This is a genomic window from Kosakonia oryziphila (genome assembly GCF_900094795.1).
GTDB classification, from domain to species: Bacteria; Pseudomonadota; Gammaproteobacteria; order Enterobacterales; family Enterobacteriaceae; genus Kosakonia; species Kosakonia oryziphila.
On sequence record NZ_FMBC01000020.1, the window covers coordinates 19,948 to 37,652 of the forward strand.

Consider the following 17,705-nt stretch of genomic DNA (forward strand, 5'->3'; position numbering starts at 1 on the left):
CTTGACGTCAACATATGTGAACGGAACTATTCCTCAGACCAAAACTCCCTCTCACCGGCTCGACTGCAAAAACTTCCTCACCCTGTCCGAATCCGGATTGGTGAAAAACTTCTCCGGCGGTGCTTTCTCGATCAACAAGCCCTTCTCCAGAAACACGACTTCATCCGACACCTGGCGGGCGAAGTCCATCTCATGGGTCACTACCACCATCGTATAGCCTTCTGCCGCAAGAGATTTCATCACCCCCAGCACCTCATTCACCAGCTCCGGATCCAGCGCCGAAGTTGGTTCATCGAAGAGGATCACTTCCGGCGACATCGCCAGCGATCGGGCGATCGCCACGCGCTGTTTTTGCCCGCCGGAAAGGGTGATCGGGTAGACATCGGCCTTGTGGCTCATGCCCACTTTTTCCAACTGACGGCGGGCAATATCATTCGCCGCGTCGCGCTTCATGCCTTTCACATGCACCAGCGCTTCGGTGACGTTTTGCAGCACTGTCAAATGCGGCCACAGGTTGAAACTCTGAAACACCATCCCTACCCGCTCACGGATATGGGAGAGATCTTTGTGCGACATCGCTTTGCCCGTCTTCTCATCCACCCCAATACGCTGTCCACTGATACGCACTTCGCCGCGATCCGGCTGCTCCAGCCAGTTCATGCAGCGCAGCAGCGTCGACTTACCGGAGCCGGACGAACCCAGAATGCTCACCACAGATCCTTTCTCCACCGTCAGATTGATATCCCGCAACACTTCAACGTTATCAAACTGTTTGGACAGGTTTTTGATGCTAACCGCACTTGCTTCAGGCATGGCTCATTCCTCTTTTGGCTCCATAATGACTTAGCCGCTTAATCAACAACTCCAGTAGAATGCTGATCCCCCAGTAGAGCGCTATGGCGACAATAAAGGCGTTAAACGGAATAAAGTAAGTTGACTGCACACTATTCGCAGCGGCGGTAATCTCCTGCACAGTAATAATGCACAGAAACGCGGTATCTTTCAGGCAAATAATAAGCTGGTTGCCCATTAACGGCAGCGACGACGAAAATATATTTGGCAGAATAATACGGCGAAAGGTTTTATAGCGTGAAAAGCCCTGTGACTGTGCGGCCTCAATATACCCGGCGGAAAATATCCGTCGCTGGCTGCGTAATATCTCGAAGAAATAAGCGCCATGATAAATCACCAGCGCCAGAAGACCGGCGGTCCAGGCTTCCATACTGATACCAATTTGCGGTAGTCCGTAATACAGCAGATAAGCCAGAATTAAAAATGGCACAGCGCGCATCAGGCTAACAAAAGCGATGATCAGACGATTAATAACGCGATACTGATACTCCATGACATAGCACAGCGTAATACCAATAAACAACCCGACAACGGCAGCAATAATAAACAGTTCCAGCGTTGCCAGCAGCCCGTTAAAAAAACTCTCACGCGCTGCCCAAATAATTCCCCACTGATTCATATCTCCTCCGCCTCTTATCGCGCCAGGCGCTTCGCTTTACGTTCGGCTGCGCCCTGCAACTTTAACAGCAGACCGATAATAATGACGTATAACAACCCGGCTGCCAGGATCGGCGATAGAGGTTCATAGGTCACCGAGGAAATACGATTGGTTACACGGGTTAAATCCACCACGCCGATGATCGCGATTGCCGGGCTGCCTTTAATCAGGAACGACATCTCATTGACCAGCGCAGGCAGGCTTTCAATCCACATCTGCGGCAGCATGATTTGCCGGAAATAGGTCCAGCGCCGCATGCCGACCGACTCCGCCGCTTCCCGTTGCTCACGCGGGAAATTACGAAATGCGTTGCGCCAGATTTCGGCGTTAAATGCCGAGGTATTCAGCGTCAGCGCCAAAATAGCGGCAGGCGTTTTATCAAGATTAATACCGAGCGTAGGCAGCGATAAAAACAGAAACAGCACCAGCGTCACCAGCGGCGTCGCGCGAGCTAGGCTGATGTAAACCACCAGCAACTGATCAATAACCGGGATCTTCATCATGCGGATAAAGGCAATCACCAGACCTATCACCACGCCGAAAGCAATCGCCACGCAAGAGATCCAGAGGGTCGTCCATGCGCCTTCAATCAATAACTGCCACGAGATTAAGTCCATGTTCCCTCCTTTCAAAACGTGCGGCGGTTTCCCGCCGCGTTACACTTACAGACCGGCTAACTTGTGGAACTGATCGGCGCTGGTGATCGGTTCTTTCGGCAGTTCGTAGGTCTCACCGAACCATTTCTTCTGCAACTCCGCCAACTTGCCGGTTTCGGTCAGATGGTTCATAAACCCGGTCATGAACTTCAACAGTTCCGGCGAGTTTTTCGGGATTGGCCAGGCCATATAACCTGGGCCAGAAACCGCCAACCCTTTAGCGAACACTTTCGGCTTAGATTTCACCAGGTCGTTTACTGAAATCACCACGTTGATGACATAATCGACGCGTTTGTTCGCCAGGTCCGCATAGGCTTCCGGGTAGGATTGATACTCAACGACCGGGCCAAGTTTGCCGCCCACTTTTTCCAGCATCGCTTTCAGTTCCGGCAAACGCGCCAATAGTGCGCTGCCTGCCTGAACACCGACTTTCTTACCGCTGAGATCGGCAATGGTATTTAACGTTTTGTCATCTGCGCGTTTCACAAAATAGTGTTGTGCTGATGCCCACGGCGGGGTGAAGTTAAATACGTTGAGGCGTTCATCGGTAATTACCGCGCCAGTGAGGGCCATATCATATTGGCCGGTAGATACCGCAGCAAGTAAGCCAGTCCACGGCAAAATACTTTGGTTGATATTGAATTTTGCGTATTTACGCAGCTCTTCAAGCATATCCTTGTTAAAACCATCCGTCTGGCCGTTACTCATAAAGTTAAACGGCGCATAATCATCTTCGGTCGCGACTTTCATCGTGCCGGATTTTTCAATTTCAGGTAAATCCGCTGCCACTACGTGTAATGAAAATGCCAAAGAGATCATGGCTGCAAGACAATATTTGCCGAATACTTTTTTCATCTCTCCACCCTTATTTAATTTGCCAGACCGGTACATTCCAGGGGTGCCGGAAGCTTTGCAAGATATATGCCGAAACAGAAATTCGCCCGACGTTTTATGACTGCGTTTTTACAATAGGGAGGCAAAGTCGCTTCTGAATAGAGCCAGTTCCTGTAAGCGTATGTGTCAGTTTGTCGGAAACTGGTATGAAACTTGCTCAACTCATGTAGAAGATATATCGAGAGGAGTGCAGCATGATTCGCCATCTACTGAATGTAAATTTTGACGCCCGGCGTGGACTTCAGGAGCAAGTTCGCGAATCGCTGGTCAATGCCATTCTGAGTGGTATTTTCCCGGCTGATACCCATCTCCCTTCGTGCCGCCAGCTCGCCAGCCAGCTTGGCGTCTCTCGCAATACCACGGCGCTGGTGTTTGAAAGTCTGGTCAATGAAGGCTATCTGGTCAGCCGCCCGCGCAGTGGTTACTACCTGCATCCGGATTATTACTCTGCGGGTCTGGCGAGTGGGCAGAATGTCGTGGCTGCACCCGAATGCGAGGGCGATGCACCACGATGGGGCGATCGCCTGAAAATTACCCCCAGTCAGCAGGAATCGATTCTCAAACCTGCTGGCTGGATGCACTACCGCTACCCGTTTATCTACGGCCAGCCCAATACCCAGCAGTTTCCCCTTGCTACCTGGCGCGCAGCGGCGAACTGGCTGCACGGCGGCGTGCGCGATCCGGCCTGGGTGATTGACCATATCGACCAGGATGTGCCAATGCTGGTTGAGCAGATCCGCACACGCGTGTTACCCAAACGCGGCATTGTCGCCGCGCCGGATGAAATTCTGATTACCCTTGGCTCGCAAAACGCGCTCTACCTGCTGACGCGCCTGCTGATGTCTGAAGAAACCCGCGTGGCGGTGGAAAACCCCAGCTTTCGCGAAGCCATTAACACCTTTTTATTAAGCAATACGCAGATTGTGCCGCACCCGGTAGACAGCGAAGGGTTGGTACTCAATGAAACGCCCTGTGACTACTATTATGTGACGCCAGGCCACCAGGTACCGACCGGTGTGACCATGAGCAAGGCGCGGCGCACGCAGTTGCTGGAGTACGCTACCCGTCATGATGCAGTGGTGATTGAAGATGATTACGACTCGGAAAGTAACTTTATGCAAAACCCGCTGCCCGCGCTGAAAGCCAGCGACCGCAGTGGGCGAGTGATCTACGTCAGTAGCCTGTCGAAAGCGCTGTCGCCGGGGTTGCGCCTTGGATTTATGGTTGCCGCACCGGAGATTATCGATGAGGCTCGCGCGCTGCGTCGTCTGGTGTACCGCCATCCACCAACCAACATTCAGTATCAGATGGCACATTTCCTCGCCCAGGGGCACTACGAAACCCATTTGCGCCGCTACCACGAGGATTCCGCCCGCCGCTGGGACAGCCTGCACAATGCGCTGCACACCTTTTTGCCGGAGTGTCAGATGATGGACGGCAGCGAGCATGCCAACGCCTTCTGGCTACGCACGCCGGAGCATATCAGCACGCAGCAGCTTACCTGGCGGGCCGCGCATGCGGGCGTACTAATAGAACCTGGCGCGCGCCATTTTCTCAATGCCGCGCCGCCAGATAATTTCTTCCGCATGGGTTTTCATGCCATTAACCCGCAGGCAATAGCCCCAGGTGTGGAAGTCCTGCGCGGGCAGCTTGAGCAGTTCTGCTAAGCACAACCGCCCCGACGAGGGCGGCTTTCTCACTGTATATCACTGTGCTTTCGCGTACTCCATCATCACTTGCAACAACACATTCGCTCCGGCAGTGACATGTTCCGGCGAGGCATACTCAATTTCGTTATGGCTGATGCCATCTTTGCAGGAAATAAAGATCATTCCTGTCAGCGCCAGTGTGTGGCTGTGCAGAACTTCGCTTGTCATCTTATTTCTCCTGCATAAAGGTGGTGGCTATCGACACCAGCAGCGCATCGCTGCCGCACGGGCCGATCAGTGAAATCCCCAACGGCGCACCGTCGATTTACCTCCCCGGATTCAGGCGAATGCCTGCTGTGGTGTGATGTCAGTTGTCAGTTCGCGCCAGCGGTGGCAACTGACCATATGGCGTTCGGCAACCGATTCCGTAACGGGTTGTTGCTGGCTACAGGCAGGCTGTGCGTGAGGGCAACGGGCGGCAAATGCGCAGCCCGGCGGTAGAGCGGCCAGATCCGGCGGCGAACCGGGAATGCAGTGCAGCACATCGCCCTTTTTCAGCCCCTCTTTCGGGCGGCTGCCGAGCAGCACGCGGGTGTAGGGATGGCGCGGCTGCGCGAGGATGTCGGCAATCGGCGCTTCCTCCACGATGCGACCGGCGTACATCACCGCTACCCGATCGGCAATCTCCACCGCCGCACCAATATCGTGAGTGACAAAGATAATCGACAGATCGCGCAGTTTTTGCTGCTCGCGCAGCAGGATCAGGATCTGTATTTGTACGGTGGCATCCAGCGCGGTGGTCGGTTCATCGGCCAGCAGCAGTTCCGGGTTGCAGGAGAGTGCCAGCGCAATCATCGCCCGCTGGCGCATGCCGCCAGACATCTCATGCGGGTACGCCTCAAGACGGCGCTCCGGGCTGGGAATACGCACCTGGCGCAACGCCTCCAGCGCCCGCGCTTTCGCGTCGGCGCGCGACAGCCCTTCGTGACGCTGCAAGCCTTCCACAATTTGTTGGCCGATGGTGTAAACCGGGTCAAAAGCCAGCAACGGCTCCTGGAAAATCATCGCGCAGATTTTCCCACGGTAGTGGCGTAACTGGCTGCTGTTCATCTCCAGCACCGTTGCACCGCCAACATTCATCGTGCCGCTAAGCTGGCTACTCTGCGGCGGATGCAGACGCATCAAGGCACGCAAGGTGACGCTTTTACCGGAGCCGGATTCGCCAATCAGCGCCATCACTTCACCTTTGCGGACGTCAAACGAAACACCGTTGACCGCATTGACGGTCTGCCCGTCGCGGCGAAACTCGACGCGAAGATCGCGAATATGGACGAACGCTTCATGCGACATCGCTCACCTCCTGTAGTGGAATATCCCGGTGCCAGGGCGAACCCGGCTGCGACATCAGGCAAGCACTTTGATGCGCCTCACCAACCAGCGCCAGTTGTGGTTTCACCTGCGAACAGACCGTTTTGGCGTGCGGGCAGCGGGTGTGAAAACGGCAGCCTGCAGGCGGCGAAATGGGGCTGGGCGGATCGCCGGAGAGCGGCGAAACCTCGGTACGGTTATGCGGATCCATCGACGGCATCGAGCTGAGTAACGCGCGGGTATAAGGGTGTGCGGAGGCGGTGAACAGCGCTTCCGATGGACCAATTTCCACCACTTCGCCGAGGTACATCACCAGAATGCGATCCGACAACCAGCGCACCACGTGCAGATCGTGGCTGATAAACACATAGGTGAGATCAAGGGTACGTTTTAACTCTTGCAACAGTTGCAGCACCTGCGCCTCCACGGATTTATCCAGCGCAGAAACCGCTTCGTCGAGGATCAGCAGCCGGGGTTTCATCGCCAGCGCGCGGGCAATATTGACGCGCTGGCGCTGACCACCGGATAAGGCGTGTGGATAGCGGTGTGCAAACCGCGCAGGCTCCAGCCCAACGTGCGCCAGCAAATAGCGGGCATATTCATTAGCCGCTTTGCGATTGATGCCATGTACCTGCTGGCCAAAGGCGATGCTCTCTTCCATGGTCATGCGCGGGTTTAGCGAGGCGTAACTGTCCTGAAACACCATCTGCACCTGGCGGCGGTAGGCTTTCAACGGCAAGCGTGATGAACCGACTGCCTCGCCATCAAACACCAGCTCGCCGCTGTCCTGCGTCAGCAGTTGCATCAGTAACCGGGCGGTGGTTGATTTTCCGCAGCCGGACTCCCCCACCACGCCAAGGGTTTCCCCTTTGTGCACTTCAAAGCTGACGTTATCCACCGCCTGCACCACATCATGACCTTTGCGTACGCCGAGGTGAAAATGCTTCAGCAGATTGTTCACCCGCAACAGCGGCTGCGCCGGACCGCCAATATCGACATTGATAAAAGGTTGCATGCTGTTACTCCTTGATCGCCATGGCGGCGCGCAAACGATCCGCCAGAACGTTAAACGAGATGGAGGTGATAAAAATCATCATCCCCGGCAGTGCCGCCACCCACGGCTGGGTATAAATGGCGGTGCGCAGCGTGTTGAGCATCAATCCCCATTCCGGCTCCGGCGGACGCACGCCAAGGCCGAGAAACGACAAGCCCGAGGCCAGGATCATGCAGACGGAAATCAGGCTGGTAGAGAAGACGAAAATTGGCCCCAGCACATTGCCCAGCACCTGCACGCGAATAATAGTGAACGCACTGGCACCAGTGGCGCGGGCGGCATCGATATAATCCATATGCCGCACCTGTGCGGTAACGCTTTCAGCAATACGCGCCACTTGCGGCACAAACACCAGCGTCAGCGAAAGCAGCGCGTTACCGATGCCTGCGCCCATCGCACCGGAGAGCGCAATCGCCAGCAACACCGATGGAAAGGCGTAGAAAATATCAATGGTGCGCATGATCAGAGTGTTGGTTTTCCCTCCGGCATAACCGGCGATAATCCCGATGGTGCCGCCAATAAAAAAGGCAAACACCACCGGCACAATGCCCATGAACAACGACAGGCGCGTACCGAGGGTCAGGCGTGAGAGCATATCGCGCCCCAATTCATCGGAACCGAGTGGGAATCCCTCGGTGCCGATCGGTTTCAGGCGCAGAAACATTGATGTCTGGTAAGGATCTTTGAGGATCAGCCACGGGCCAAACAGCGCCATCAGCAGCAACAGCAGAATAATGCATCCTACGACCATGCCCGTGGGATCGCGCAGTAACCGCACACCCACGCCGCGCCAGTAGCCCTGCGTCGCCGCAACAGGTGCAGCGGCAACGTTGATTTTTGGCGTTACGCTATCCACCATCGTTAGCTCCTCTTAATGCGCGGATCGAGGGAGGTTTGCAGCACATCCACCAGCAGATTGAGCAGCACGAAGAACAGCGCCAGCACCCAGATCGTTCCCTGCAACAGCGGCAGGTCGCGCTGGAAGATGGCGGTATTGAGCAGCAGCCCGGTGCCGGGCCATGCAAAGACCGTTTCTACCAGAATCGAGCCGCCCATCAGGTAGCCAACCTGCAAGCCCATGATCGCCAGCGCGGTCGGCGCAGCGTTTTTTACCACATGCAGAAAGATGCGTGACTCATTGAGACCGCGGGCGCGTAGCCCAACAATGAACTCCTGGCTCAGAATATCTGCCACCTGCGAACGTACGGTGCGGGCGATAATGCCGGTGGGGATCACCGACAGCGTGACGGCGGGCAGCAGCATAAATTGCAGATGCGCCCAGTCCCACTGCCAGCCGGTTTCGCCAATCGGCCCACCGCCGGTAGCGGGGAGTAGCGCAAACTTGACGCAGAAAATAATCACCAGCAGCATACCGAGCCAGTAGTGCGGCACGCTGACGCCGAAGACCGACAGCAGCGATGCGATGCGATCGATAATGCTGTTGCGAAAGTAACCCGCGACAAAACCAAACAAGCTACCAAGCACAAAACCAATCAGCGTTGCCAATAGCGACAGCCGTAATGAGTACGTCACGGCTGTCATCACCTCGCTCATCACCGGACGCCCTGTGGCGATCGACATGCCCAGATCGCCATGCAGCGCCCGCCACAACCAGTGTACAAACTGCACCGGCAGCTGCTTGTCAAAACCGTAGGCCTGCATCAGCGTCTGGCGTATCGCTTCGGAAGCATCCGGCGGCATCACCGACACCAGCGGATCGCCCGGCGCGATTTGCACCAGCAGAAAACAGATTACCGCTACCCCTAACATGGTCGGAATAGCCAGCAAAACGCGGTAAAAAAGTGTGCTGATCATGGCCTCTCCTCAGTTACTCTTTCTTGCTCACCAGACTTAAATCAATAAACCAGCTCTGTGGTTGCACCACGCCGGTAACGGCCGGAGAGATGGCGCGCGGGCCAACGTCATGAGCCACAAACAGGAACGGCACCTGATCCACCAGCGCAGCATGCAGTTCACCGGCGGCTTTATCCATTTCAGCTGGAGTGAAAGCATGTTTGACAGCGGCCGCCAGTTTTTCGGTTTCCGGCGTGGTGAAGTAACCCCAGTTGGTGGCGGTAGGCGGGAAGGCTTTTGCGGTAGAGAAACGGATCATGCCGAAGTACGGGTCGGTCACCGCAGCGCTGACGTTGATGGCGTTAACCCCCTGCGCGGACGGATCTTTCGCTCCTAAACGCCAGTTAGTGAACAGCGTGTTCCACTCGTTGACCTTGATATCAACGTTGAAATAGCAGCTTTTCAGGCTCTGCTGGATGTACTCGTTCATCGGTAGCGGCTGCATCTGGCCGGAACCCGAGGCTGACATCGCCACGGTAACGTGCAGTGGTTTGCTTTCGCTGTAGCCCGCTTCGGTCATTAACTTACGCGCGGTATCGGGGTCGTATTTGATCTGGAATGTCGGCTTGCCGCGCCACGGATTGCCCTCTTCATACACCCCGGTCGCTTCTGACATATAACCGCCGAGATAGCTTTTCAGTTCGGAACGGTTAAGGCAGAGGTTGGCCGCTTTACGTACGCGAATGTCGCGCCACGGCGACCCTTCCAGGAACGAGAACTGCCACGGCCAGAGGTGCGGCTGAGTATTGGCGTAGATTTTAAAACCCTGCGCTTTGATCTGATCGACCGCATCCGGCGCTGGCGCTTCAATCCAGTCCACCTGTTTCGACAGTAGTGCAGCGGTGCGGGCATTGGCTTCCGGCAGCGGAATCAACACCACTTTATCGACGCGCGGAATGCGATCTTTGTTCCAGTAATCCGGGTTCTTATCGAGGATCAACTGCTGGCGCGGCACCAGTTTTTCCAGCTTGAATGGCCCACTGCCGACGGCCTGCGAGGCAAAGGTGGTCCACGCTTGTTTGCTGCGCGCGGCGGTATCGCCTGTCGAGGCTGGCACTGCGTCATAGATTTTCTGCCACGCCGTCGGCGAGACAATAAACAGGTTGGTGATGTTGTACGGCAGCAGCGCATCCGGCTCTGAGGTGGTGAGCACGACCGTGTGATCGTCAATTTTTTCAGCGCCGGTCAGCGTCGGCATACGCGATAACGTGTTGCCGATTTGCCCCGGTGCATATTGCGGCGCAGCTTTATCCAGTACTTTACCCACGTTCCAGACAATGGCGTCAGCATTCACTTCCGTACCATCGTGAAACTTCACGCCAGGGCGCAGCGTGAAGATCCAGCGACTCTGGTTTTGCGGGTCAACATGCCATTCGGTAGCCAGCCCCGGCACCAGCCCGCTCGGCTTTTCGCCTTGCGACAAATCCCATTCCACCAGCGCGTCATATAACGGAATACCGGTAAAGCGATTGCCTTCAAAGCCCTGGTCAGGCTGGCCCAGCGTTAACGGAATATCCGCTGCGGTCATCGCAATACGCAATGTTGAGGCCTGCGCCTGCAATCCCCCTGCCAGCGCCAACGCACCAATAACGGCCGCAATATGATGTTTACGCCAAAAAGATTGATTAAGCATCACAGTGTCCCTGTTAAATAAATGAGACATTTAACAGGCAAGATACATACCAGCCGAATAAACAAGAATTTATCGCATTCAGATGCAGAAAATATCAGAAAGGGTTATTACTCAGGGCATTATGCAGCGTTACGGATAACCACTTTATATCGTTCGCGACGGTAAGCGCACCCATTTCGGGAAATATGTTACAAAAATGCACCATTAAATCGGGAAAATAGTGGTTTCACAGAGATATTATTTTACTCTGCGACTATTTATTAAATCTTTTCATGACAATGCATAAATCATAAGCAATCACTTCAGTGCGGGTAACGCGTGCGGCGGCAAAAGAGGAAGGATCAGCCATTCACTTCCATAATAATGGAAACTCATTTCATAAGGGACGACTATGCCGCTAGCCGATTTTCATGTTTCGGATCCGCTGACCCTCGGGGTTGAAGTGGAATTACAGGTAGTTAACCCGCCGGGCTACGATTTAAGCCAGGATGCATCCCGGTTGATAGAGGTGATGAAAAACCAGGTGACAAGTGGCGAGGTAAAGCACGATATCACCGAAAGTATGCTGGAGATCGCCACCGGCGTCTGCCGCGACATCCATCAGGCAGCGCACCAGTTTTCCGCCATGCAGCAGATAATTTTGCAAACCGCGGCCGCTCATCACGTACAGATTTGCGGCGGCGGCACGCATCCATTCCAGAAATGGCAGCGCCAGTTGGTGTGCGAGGATGAGCGCTATGCACGCACGGTGGAGATGTTCGGTTATTTGATGCAGCAAGCGACAGTGTTTGGCCAGCATGTACACGCCGGTTGTGCGAATGGCGACGACGCCATCTATTTGCTGCATGGCCTTTCCCGCTTTGTACCGCACTTTATTGCGCTCAGCGCCGCTTCACCCTATAGCCAGGGCACTGACACCCGCTACGCCTCGTCGCGCCTCAATCTTTTTTCCGCCTTTCCGGATAATGGCCCGATGCCGTGGGTGGCGAACTGGCAGGAGTTTACCGGTCTGTTTCGCCGCCTGAGCTACACCTCGATGATTGAGAGCATTAAAGACCTGCACTGGGATATTCGCCCAAGCCCCAATTTTGGCACTGTTGAAGTACGAGTGATGGACACGCCGCTGACGCTTTCCCACGCCATTAATATTGCCGGGCTTATTCAGGCGGTATCGCACTGGTTGCTGGCAGAGCGCCCCTTTAAGCATCAGCCGCAGGATTACCTGCTGTACAAGTTCAACCGCTTCCAGGCGTGTCGTTACGGCCTGGACGGGATGATTACCGACGTTCATAGCGGCGAGCAGCACACCATCGCCGAAGATCTCACGCGTTTGCTGGAAAAAATTGCGCCGTGGGCCGACAAACTCCATGCCGGTAGCGCGTTGGATGAGCTGGCAGTGCTGGTCAAACACGGCAAGAATGAGGCGCAACTGATGCGCGATTTTGTGGCGGAGGGCGGCTCATTAATTGGCCTGGTGCAGAAACATGCCGAAATTTGGGCAGCAGGCTAAGCAGAATTTACTCGACTGATAATTTTAGCGCAGCTTAATATCTTGCTGCGCTAAAATATATTTTCAGCGGCACTTACAAAATAATAACCACAAAGTGGTAGAACCCCCTATCGGAATTGATAAATATCAACAAGCTTCGCGTTATAAATAAAGTATACCCCGTTCTCCCCGATAACCAATATAAGTTAAAGCCAACCTGAGGCATCTATATGAGATGGATATATCGTTTATCAATGAAATTGAAATTATTACTGGCACTTTTACCTTTATTGTTTGCACTCATAGGGTTAGCATCTAACGGTATCCTGAATCGTCTTGAAACAGGCCAGCAAATGCGCACCATCATGAACTTAACATTGCTGGCTAAATATGCTGGAAACGTTATTCATGAATTACAAAAAGAACGGGGATTAAGTGCCGGATATTTGGGCAGTGAAGGCCAACAATTCTCTACTGAATTAAACGACCAGTACCCACATTCTTCCAAAGTCATCACGCAATTCACTGAAGCACTTAAACAATTTCCCCTCCAGCAAGCGAATAGCGATATTCGTCATGCACTGGAACAATTTCAACAGCACCAGCAGGGAGTCGACGCATTTCGGCAGCAAATTCGTGCGCAGAGCGTAAGCGGCACGGAATCGCTGATGTGGTACAGCGCAATTATTAACGACCTGCTTAATGTCGTTGGCGGGATCAGCCAATTGACCGATAACGGAGCGATCGTTAACCAACTGGCGGCCTATTACAGCGTTCTGAACGCCAAAGAGCAGACCGGTATTGAGCGCGCGCTGATGTCGAATGTCTTCTCCGCTGATCACTTTACTGATGGCCAGTTCCGCCAGTTGAATGAAACGGTGGGTAAGCAACTGTCATGGCTCGCGGCGGCACAGGCCTTCAGCCCGCCAGCGGTGAATGAAAAACTGGCCGCGCAGTTGCAGGCACCACAGGCGGCGCACGCCCTTGCACTGCGCCAGCAGGCGATTGACCATGCGGCTAGCGGCGGGTTTGGTGTGGCGCCCGCAGACTGGTTCAATGCTCAGACGGCGCGGATTAATGCACTCAAAGCGGTGGAAAATGCGGCTTCCGATACGCTGCTCACCACGGCGCAGTCATTGGCGGACAACGCGTGGCGCGGGGTGATTATCTTTGCGCTGGTTAGCGTCGCAGCACTGGTAGTGGCGCTGTTCTTCGCCCTGCTGGTCGCCAGCAGTATTCATCGTCAGTTGCACCACTCGCTGGCGACCATCGAAGGGATGGATGGCGATCTGACCCAGCGCCTCGATGTGCCCGGCAGCGATGAGCTATCACTGCTTAATCGCGCTTATAACCAGGCCATTGAGAACATTCAGCATATTGTCAGCGAGATAAAACAGGGTGCCACCGTGCTGCGCAGCGCCAGCGCGGATATTGCCGATGGCAATCAGGATCTGGCTTCGCGTACCGATGAGCAGGCCGCATCACTGGTCGAAACAGCCGCCAGCATGGAGCAGATTGCTACAGCGGTGAATCTGACTGCGGATAATGCCAACGAAGCGAAAAGGCTGACCGAAGAGATGGAGCAGCAAGTGCAAGAAGCCAGCCGCGTGGCGGCAGAAGCCAGCAGCAGCATGCTTGCCATTCGCGGTTCCAGCGAGCAGATCTCCAGCATTGTCAGCTCCATCGACGAGATCTCTTTCCAGACCAACCTGCTGGCGCTGAATGCGGCCGTAGAAGCCGCCCGCGCCGGGGAGCAGGGCAAAGGCTTTGCGGTGGTAGCCTCCGAGGTGCGTAATCTGTCGCAGCGTTGCGCCAGCGATGCCCGACAGATCCGCGAGTTAATAAGCAAGAATATGGAGCAGATCGAGCAAGGCGTGACACTGGTGCAGGCATCCGACCGGGCTTTGCAGTCGGCGAAAGCCAATACCGGGCAGATGCTGGCATTTGTCAGTGATATCGCCCATGCGGCAAGCGAGCAGTCGCTCGGCGTCTCGCAAGTGCATGAGGCGCTGAACCAACTGGAGCAGGTGACCCAGCAAAACGCCGGGCTGGTGGCCAGCGCCGCCAGCGCCAGCCAGATGCTGGATCAACAATCGAAAACTATGACGACGCTGGTCGATCGCTTCGTGGTGGTGTGAAACTGTACGGGGGAACGTTGCGCTCCGGCGTGCTTTCCCCGACAATGCGTTTTTTCACCCATGATTAACGCTTATGAAACACCCGCTCGAATCGCTGGTTACGCTGGCAGGCATCCTGTTGATGGCCTTTATCTCAGTCCTGATACTTCCCGCGCCATCACTGGGCCTGCAACTGGCACAAAGTCTAATGCAGCGCTTTCATCTGCTGGATTTGAACCAGCTTTATACCCTGCTCTACTGCCTGTGGTTTTTACTGCTTGGCTGCATTGAGTTTTTCGTACTGCGTTTTATCTGGCGGCGCTGGCTCACTGTCTGAGGACGTTGGTTTTCTCTCCCCGCCCTGTCTGCGGCAGGGCATCGCATGTATTTTCAGCGCAGAATTAATCCCATAATTGTTCTAATTATTTGAACGTTATCCGCAAATAGTTCAGCTTTTTCTTCGTGTTCATCAGGCATATGATTTTGCACATCAGGGCAATTCAGCCCTCCCAAACAAAATAATGCAGGAACACGACCATGAAATTCATCAAAACTTTCGTTGCAGTTGCCGCACTCTCCGTCCTCTCTTTCGGTTCTTTTGCCCAGAGCATCAGCGCCAGCGCATCGACACTCTCCGCCGCTGAAGCCAAAATTGCTGCACAGGCAGAAAAAGCCAATGCTTCTTACAAAATCACCAGCGCACGTACTGACAACGGCGTGTATATGACTGCTGAGCTGACGAAATAAATTTTCCCAGCCGGAATAACAAACAGGATAAGACGAGCCATGAACCCGTTGCAGAAACTCTTTAGCACTTTGTTCCCGCAGGCCGCAAATAGCGACACCACGGAATTGCCATCAACTTCAGGAGCCGTTATGTCAGACAATTTTCTTGCTTTAGCGAAACAGCGCAGAACCATTTATGCCCTTGGTAAAGATCTGCCGGTTACAGAAGAAGTGGTTATCGAAACTATTAAAGAAGCGATTCGCCAGGCACCTTCTGCGTTTAACTCGCAAAGTTCTCGTGCGTTGATCCTGTTAGGTAAAGAGCATGTGAAGTTCTGGGAGTTGACCCGCGAGCAACTGAGAAAAATTGTTCCGCAAGAGAGTTTCAAAGCGACATCCGACAAACTGGATGGTTTTGCCGCCGCTGCGGGTTCGGTGCTGTTCTTTGAAGATCAAGAGGTGGTGAAAGGGTTGCAGGAGCAATTCGCTGCTTACGCCGACAACTTCCCTGTCTGGTCAGAACACAGTACCGGTATTGCCCAGTACGCCGTCTGGCTGGCACTGGCAGAAAAAGGAATTGGTGCTAACCTACAACACTATAACCCGCTCGTTGATGCTGACGTGCAGCGTAGCTGGGATATTCCGGCGAACTGGAAACTGCGCGGCCATATGAACTTCGGTTCCATCGTGGCTCCGGCGGGTGAAAAAGCCTTTATGGACGATGACAAACGTTTTGTCGTAGCCCGCTAAGTATTCCTGAAACCACCCCGGTGAAGGTGAAATCCCCGCTCGTTGGCGACAATGCGCGGGGATTTCTTTTTTTCGGTCGGGGCAGTTGCGGATTAGGCGTGCGATATTTCAGCATACGCGATAGCTACAACTGATTACCGCGTAAAAACGGATGCGTCTCTTTGCTGGCGCAATAAAAAAACCCCGACGGCTGGGAACAGCGTCGGGGTTCATTTCACAGCGACTCACCGCGGCTTGCATGAAGCCAGAGCGGAATTACTGTTGGCTTTCGCGTTCAGCAATAAAGCCCAGCGCTTTGTTGATACGCGCGATACTGCGGGTCTGGCCAATCGCATGAACGGTAACGTCCAGCGCCGGAGACTGACCCGCGCCGGTAACGGCAACGCGCAGCGGCATACCCACTTTCCCCATCCCGACCTCCAGCTCATCCGCCGTTGCCTGAATAGCGTGGTGCACGTTTTCCGCGCTCCAGTCAGTAATTGCGGCGAGTTTATCGCGCACCACTTCCAGCGGCTGGCGAGCCACCGGACGCAGGTGTTTTTTCGCTGCGTCAGCGTCGAATTCGTCAAACTCTTCGTAGAAATAGCGGCAACTTGCAGCCATCTCTTTCAGAGTCTTGCAACGTTCGCCCAGCAGTTTCACCAGTTCGAACAACTGCGGGCCGGTACGCGTGTCGATTTTTTCCTGCTCGATATGCCATTGCAGATGCGTCGCCACATACTGCGGATCCAGCGTATTAATGTAGTGGTGGTTCAACCACAGCAGTTTATCGGTGTTGAAAGCACTTGCTGATTTGCTCACCGCGCCCAGCGAGAAGAGTTTGATCATCTCTTCACGAGAGAAAATCTCCTGATCGCCACTCGACCAGCCCAGACGCACCAGATAGTTCAGCAGCGCCTCCGGCAAATAGCCGTCATCGCGGTATTGCATCACGCTGACCGCGCCGTGGCGTTTTGAAAGTTTTTTGCCGTCGTCGCCGTTGATCATGGAAACGTGCGCGTAAGCCGGAACCGGCGCATTCAGCGCTTTCAGGATGTTGATCTGGCGTGGTGTGTTGTTGATATGGTCTTCACCACGGATAACGTGTGTAATTTCCATATCCCAGTCATCCACGACAACGCAGAAGTTGTAGGTTGGCGAACCATCAGTACGACGAATGATCAGATCATCAAGTTCGAGGTTGCTGAACTCAATCGGGCCACGGATCTGATCGTCAAACACCACCGAGCCATCCTGCGGGTTGGCGAAGCGCACAACGCAAGGTTCGTCAGCGTCATGATGTGAATGATCGTGGCGGCAGCGGCCGTCATAACGTGGTTTTTCGCCGTTCACCATCTGCGTTTCGCGCAGTTGCTCCAGACGCTCTTTCGAGCAATAGCATTTATATGCAGTACCCGCTTCGAGCATTTCATCAATCACCGCGTTGTAGCGATCAAAGCGTTTGGTCTGGAAATAGGGACCTTCATCCCATTCAAGGTTCAGCCAGTTCATGCCATCCATGATGGCTTCGATTGCTTCCGGCGTGGAGCGCTCAAGATCGGTGTCTTCAATACGCAGCACAAACTCACCGCCATGGTTACGGGCAAACAGCCAGGAGTAGAGAGCAGTACGCGCGCCGCCAACGTGCAGGTAGCCAGTAGGGCTTGGCGCGAAGCGAGTTTTGATTTTCATGAATTGGCCTTACGTTTATTAAAGATGCCGACCGTCGGCAATAGCTTAAAAAAGAGTGGGCGATATTCTATCACTGTGGGCTGATTCCTCAATGTTGTTGCCTCATTGCGCGGTGTATCGCACTCTTTTGTTTAGAAATCAGGCTCTCGCGGCGCATTGCGCAGCGGTTTGCCTAAATTTACGACGAACGAACAATTTATTTAGAAAATGCGTTGACTCATTTCCAACTCTCCCTATAATGCGACTCCACACAGCGGGGGTGATTAGCTCAGCTGGGAGAGCACCTCCCTTACAAGGAGGGGGTCGGCGGTTCGATCCCGTCATCACCCACCAC

General features: G+C 54.3%; 16 protein-coding genes, 1 tRNA gene and 1 pseudogene. 7 read left to right on the plus strand and 11 right to left on the minus strand.

Annotated features, from left to right (window positions below; translation table 11 throughout):
- Nucleotides 1–51 precede the first annotated feature (51 nt).
- Genes GA0061070_RS11240 through GA0061070_RS11255 form a run of 4 tightly spaced genes read right to left on the minus strand, consistent with a single transcriptional unit; the run spans nucleotide 52 to nucleotide 3,021 of the window.
- The gene (locus GA0061070_RS11240) at nucleotides 52–813 is read right to left on the minus strand and encodes an amino acid ABC transporter ATP-binding protein (RefSeq protein ID WP_090136175.1); all 762 of its coding nucleotides are present in this window, start codon (nucleotides 811–813) and stop codon (nucleotides 52–54) included.
- A complete protein-coding gene (locus tag GA0061070_RS11245; protein ID WP_090136177.1) occupies nucleotides 806–1,471 on the minus strand; it encodes an amino acid ABC transporter permease in 666 nt (221 codons plus the stop codon). The genes GA0061070_RS11240 and GA0061070_RS11245 overlap by 8 nt, the downstream gene beginning before the upstream one ends.
- Before the next feature lie 14 nt (nucleotides 1,472–1,485).
- Nucleotides 1,486–2,127, minus strand: coding sequence for an amino acid ABC transporter permease (locus tag GA0061070_RS11250; protein ID WP_007370940.1), 642 nt, complete (start codon nucleotides 2,125–2,127; stop codon nucleotides 1,486–1,488).
- A gap of 45 nt (nucleotides 2,128–2,172) precedes the next feature.
- Nucleotides 2,173–3,021: a transporter substrate-binding domain-containing protein gene (locus GA0061070_RS11255; RefSeq protein ID WP_090136179.1), complete on the minus strand. Its 849-nt coding sequence runs from the start codon at nucleotides 3,019–3,021 to the stop codon at nucleotides 2,173–2,175.
- Between the two features lie 233 nt (nucleotides 3,022–3,254).
- On the opposite strand from GA0061070_RS11255, the gene pdxR reads away from it, so the two are divergent.
- Nucleotides 3,255–4,727 carry a MocR-like pyridoxine biosynthesis transcription factor PdxR gene (gene pdxR / locus GA0061070_RS11260; RefSeq protein WP_090136181.1) on the plus strand — a complete coding sequence of 491 codons (1,473 nt, stop codon included), beginning with the start codon at nucleotides 3,255–3,257 and terminating at the stop codon, nucleotides 4,725–4,727.
- A 39-nt stretch (nucleotides 4,728–4,766) separates the two neighbouring features.
- Here pdxR and GA0061070_RS24750 read toward each other — a convergent pair.
- From GA0061070_RS24750 to GA0061070_RS11285, 6 genes and pseudogenes are all read right to left on the minus strand, one after another.
- Nucleotides 4,767–4,907: pseudogene (locus tag GA0061070_RS24750) on the minus strand (Zn-dependent hydrolase); the annotation flags it as partial.
- A gap of 141 nt (nucleotides 4,908–5,048) precedes the next feature.
- Nucleotides 5,049–6,059 carry an ABC transporter ATP-binding protein gene (locus GA0061070_RS11265; RefSeq protein ID WP_090136183.1) on the minus strand — a complete coding sequence of 337 codons (1,011 nt, stop codon included), beginning with the start codon at nucleotides 6,057–6,059 and terminating at the stop codon, nucleotides 5,049–5,051.
- Entirely contained in the window at nucleotides 6,049–7,092 is a 1,044-nt protein-coding gene (locus GA0061070_RS11270) for an ABC transporter ATP-binding protein (protein WP_090136184.1), read from the minus strand. Before GA0061070_RS11270 ends, GA0061070_RS11265 begins: the two co-directional genes overlap by 11 nt.
- A gap of 4 nt (nucleotides 7,093–7,096) precedes the next feature.
- Nucleotides 7,097–7,990, minus strand: a complete 894-nt coding sequence (locus GA0061070_RS11275) for an ABC transporter permease (RefSeq protein WP_090136186.1) — start codon at nucleotides 7,988–7,990, stop codon at nucleotides 7,097–7,099.
- Between the two features lie 2 nt (nucleotides 7,991–7,992).
- Nucleotides 7,993–8,946: an ABC transporter permease gene (locus tag GA0061070_RS11280; protein WP_090136188.1), complete on the minus strand. Its 954-nt coding sequence runs from the start codon at nucleotides 8,944–8,946 to the stop codon at nucleotides 7,993–7,995.
- A 13-nt stretch (nucleotides 8,947–8,959) separates the two neighbouring features.
- A complete protein-coding gene (locus GA0061070_RS11285) occupies nucleotides 8,960–10,618 on the minus strand; it encodes an ABC transporter substrate-binding protein (protein WP_090136190.1) in 1,659 nt (552 codons plus the stop codon).
- A 391-nt stretch (nucleotides 10,619–11,009) separates the two neighbouring features.
- On the opposite strand from GA0061070_RS11285, the gene GA0061070_RS11290 reads away from it, so the two are divergent.
- The 5 genes from GA0061070_RS11290 (at nucleotide 11,010) to GA0061070_RS11310 (ending at nucleotide 15,700) form a co-directional block, all read left to right on the plus strand.
- Nucleotides 11,010–12,128 carry a YbdK family carboxylate-amine ligase gene (locus GA0061070_RS11290; RefSeq protein ID WP_090136192.1) on the plus strand — a complete coding sequence of 373 codons (1,119 nt, stop codon included), beginning with the start codon at nucleotides 11,010–11,012 and terminating at the stop codon, nucleotides 12,126–12,128.
- 209 nt (nucleotides 12,129–12,337) lie between these two features.
- A complete protein-coding gene (locus GA0061070_RS11295) occupies nucleotides 12,338–14,245 on the plus strand; it encodes a methyl-accepting chemotaxis protein (RefSeq protein WP_208598167.1) in 1,908 nt (635 codons plus the stop codon).
- A gap of 73 nt (nucleotides 14,246–14,318) precedes the next feature.
- Nucleotides 14,319–14,561, plus strand: coding sequence for a DUF1158 family protein (locus GA0061070_RS11300; RefSeq protein WP_090136196.1), 243 nt, complete (start codon nucleotides 14,319–14,321; stop codon nucleotides 14,559–14,561).
- Between the two features lie 200 nt (nucleotides 14,562–14,761).
- The gene (locus GA0061070_RS11305) at nucleotides 14,762–14,971 is read left to right on the plus strand and encodes a YdgH/BhsA/McbA-like domain containing protein (protein ID WP_090136198.1); all 210 of its coding nucleotides are present in this window, start codon (nucleotides 14,762–14,764) and stop codon (nucleotides 14,969–14,971) included.
- Between the two features lie 129 nt (nucleotides 14,972–15,100).
- The gene (locus tag GA0061070_RS11310; RefSeq protein ID WP_090136200.1) at nucleotides 15,101–15,700 is read left to right on the plus strand and encodes a nitroreductase family protein; all 600 of its coding nucleotides are present in this window, start codon (nucleotides 15,101–15,103) and stop codon (nucleotides 15,698–15,700) included.
- 255 nt (nucleotides 15,701–15,955) lie between these two features.
- Here GA0061070_RS11310 and gltX read toward each other — a convergent pair whose 3' ends face one another.
- Nucleotides 15,956–17,371, minus strand: a complete 1,416-nt coding sequence (gene gltX / locus GA0061070_RS11315; protein WP_090136202.1) for a glutamate--tRNA ligase — start codon at nucleotides 17,369–17,371, stop codon at nucleotides 15,956–15,958.
- Between the two features lie 257 nt (nucleotides 17,372–17,628).
- Here gltX and GA0061070_RS11320 point away from each other — a divergent pair.
- Nucleotides 17,629–17,704 (plus strand) — tRNA-Val (locus GA0061070_RS11320).
- Nucleotide 17,705 lies beyond the last annotated feature (1 nt).

Excerpts from the sequence above, each read along its gene's own strand:
- GA0061070_RS11270 (WP_090136184.1), bottom strand. The coding sequence starts at position 7,092 with ATGCAACCTTTTATCAATGTCGATATTGGCGGTCCGGCGCAGCCGCTG.
- gltX (WP_090136202.1), bottom strand. The coding sequence starts at position 17,371 with ATGAAAATCAAAACTCGCTTCGCGCCAAGCCCTACTGGCTACCTGCAC.
- pdxR (WP_090136181.1), top strand. The coding sequence starts at position 3,255 with ATGATTCGCCATCTACTGAATGTAAATTTTGACGCCCGGCGTGGACTT.
- GA0061070_RS11290 (WP_090136192.1), top strand. The coding sequence starts at position 11,010 with ATGCCGCTAGCCGATTTTCATGTTTCGGATCCGCTGACCCTCGGGGTT.
- GA0061070_RS11285 (WP_090136190.1), bottom strand. The coding sequence starts at position 10,618 with ATGCTTAATCAATCTTTTTGGCGTAAACATCATATTGCGGCCGTTATT.
- GA0061070_RS11295 (WP_208598167.1), top strand. The coding sequence starts at position 12,338 with ATGAGATGGATATATCGTTTATCAATGAAATTGAAATTATTACTGGCA.
- GA0061070_RS11275 (WP_090136186.1), bottom strand. The coding sequence starts at position 7,990 with ATGGTGGATAGCGTAACGCCAAAAATCAACGTTGCCGCTGCACCTGTT.
- GA0061070_RS11255 (WP_090136179.1), bottom strand. The coding sequence starts at position 3,021 with ATGAAAAAAGTATTCGGCAAATATTGTCTTGCAGCCATGATCTCTTTG.
- GA0061070_RS11305 (WP_090136198.1), top strand. The coding sequence starts at position 14,762 with ATGAAATTCATCAAAACTTTCGTTGCAGTTGCCGCACTCTCCGTCCTC.
- GA0061070_RS11240 (WP_090136175.1), bottom strand. The coding sequence starts at position 813 with ATGCCTGAAGCAAGTGCGGTTAGCATCAAAAACCTGTCCAAACAGTTT.
- GA0061070_RS11265 (WP_090136183.1), bottom strand. The coding sequence starts at position 6,059 with ATGTCGCATGAAGCGTTCGTCCATATTCGCGATCTTCGCGTCGAGTTT.
- GA0061070_RS11310 (WP_090136200.1), top strand. The coding sequence starts at position 15,101 with ATGTCAGACAATTTTCTTGCTTTAGCGAAACAGCGCAGAACCATTTAT.
- GA0061070_RS11300 (WP_090136196.1), top strand. The coding sequence starts at position 14,319 with ATGAAACACCCGCTCGAATCGCTGGTTACGCTGGCAGGCATCCTGTTG.
- GA0061070_RS11250 (WP_007370940.1), bottom strand. The coding sequence starts at position 2,127 with ATGGACTTAATCTCGTGGCAGTTATTGATTGAAGGCGCATGGACGACC.
- GA0061070_RS11280 (WP_090136188.1), bottom strand. The coding sequence starts at position 8,946 with ATGATCAGCACACTTTTTTACCGCGTTTTGCTGGCTATTCCGACCATG.
- GA0061070_RS11245 (WP_090136177.1), bottom strand. The coding sequence starts at position 1,471 with ATGAATCAGTGGGGAATTATTTGGGCAGCGCGTGAGAGTTTTTTTAAC.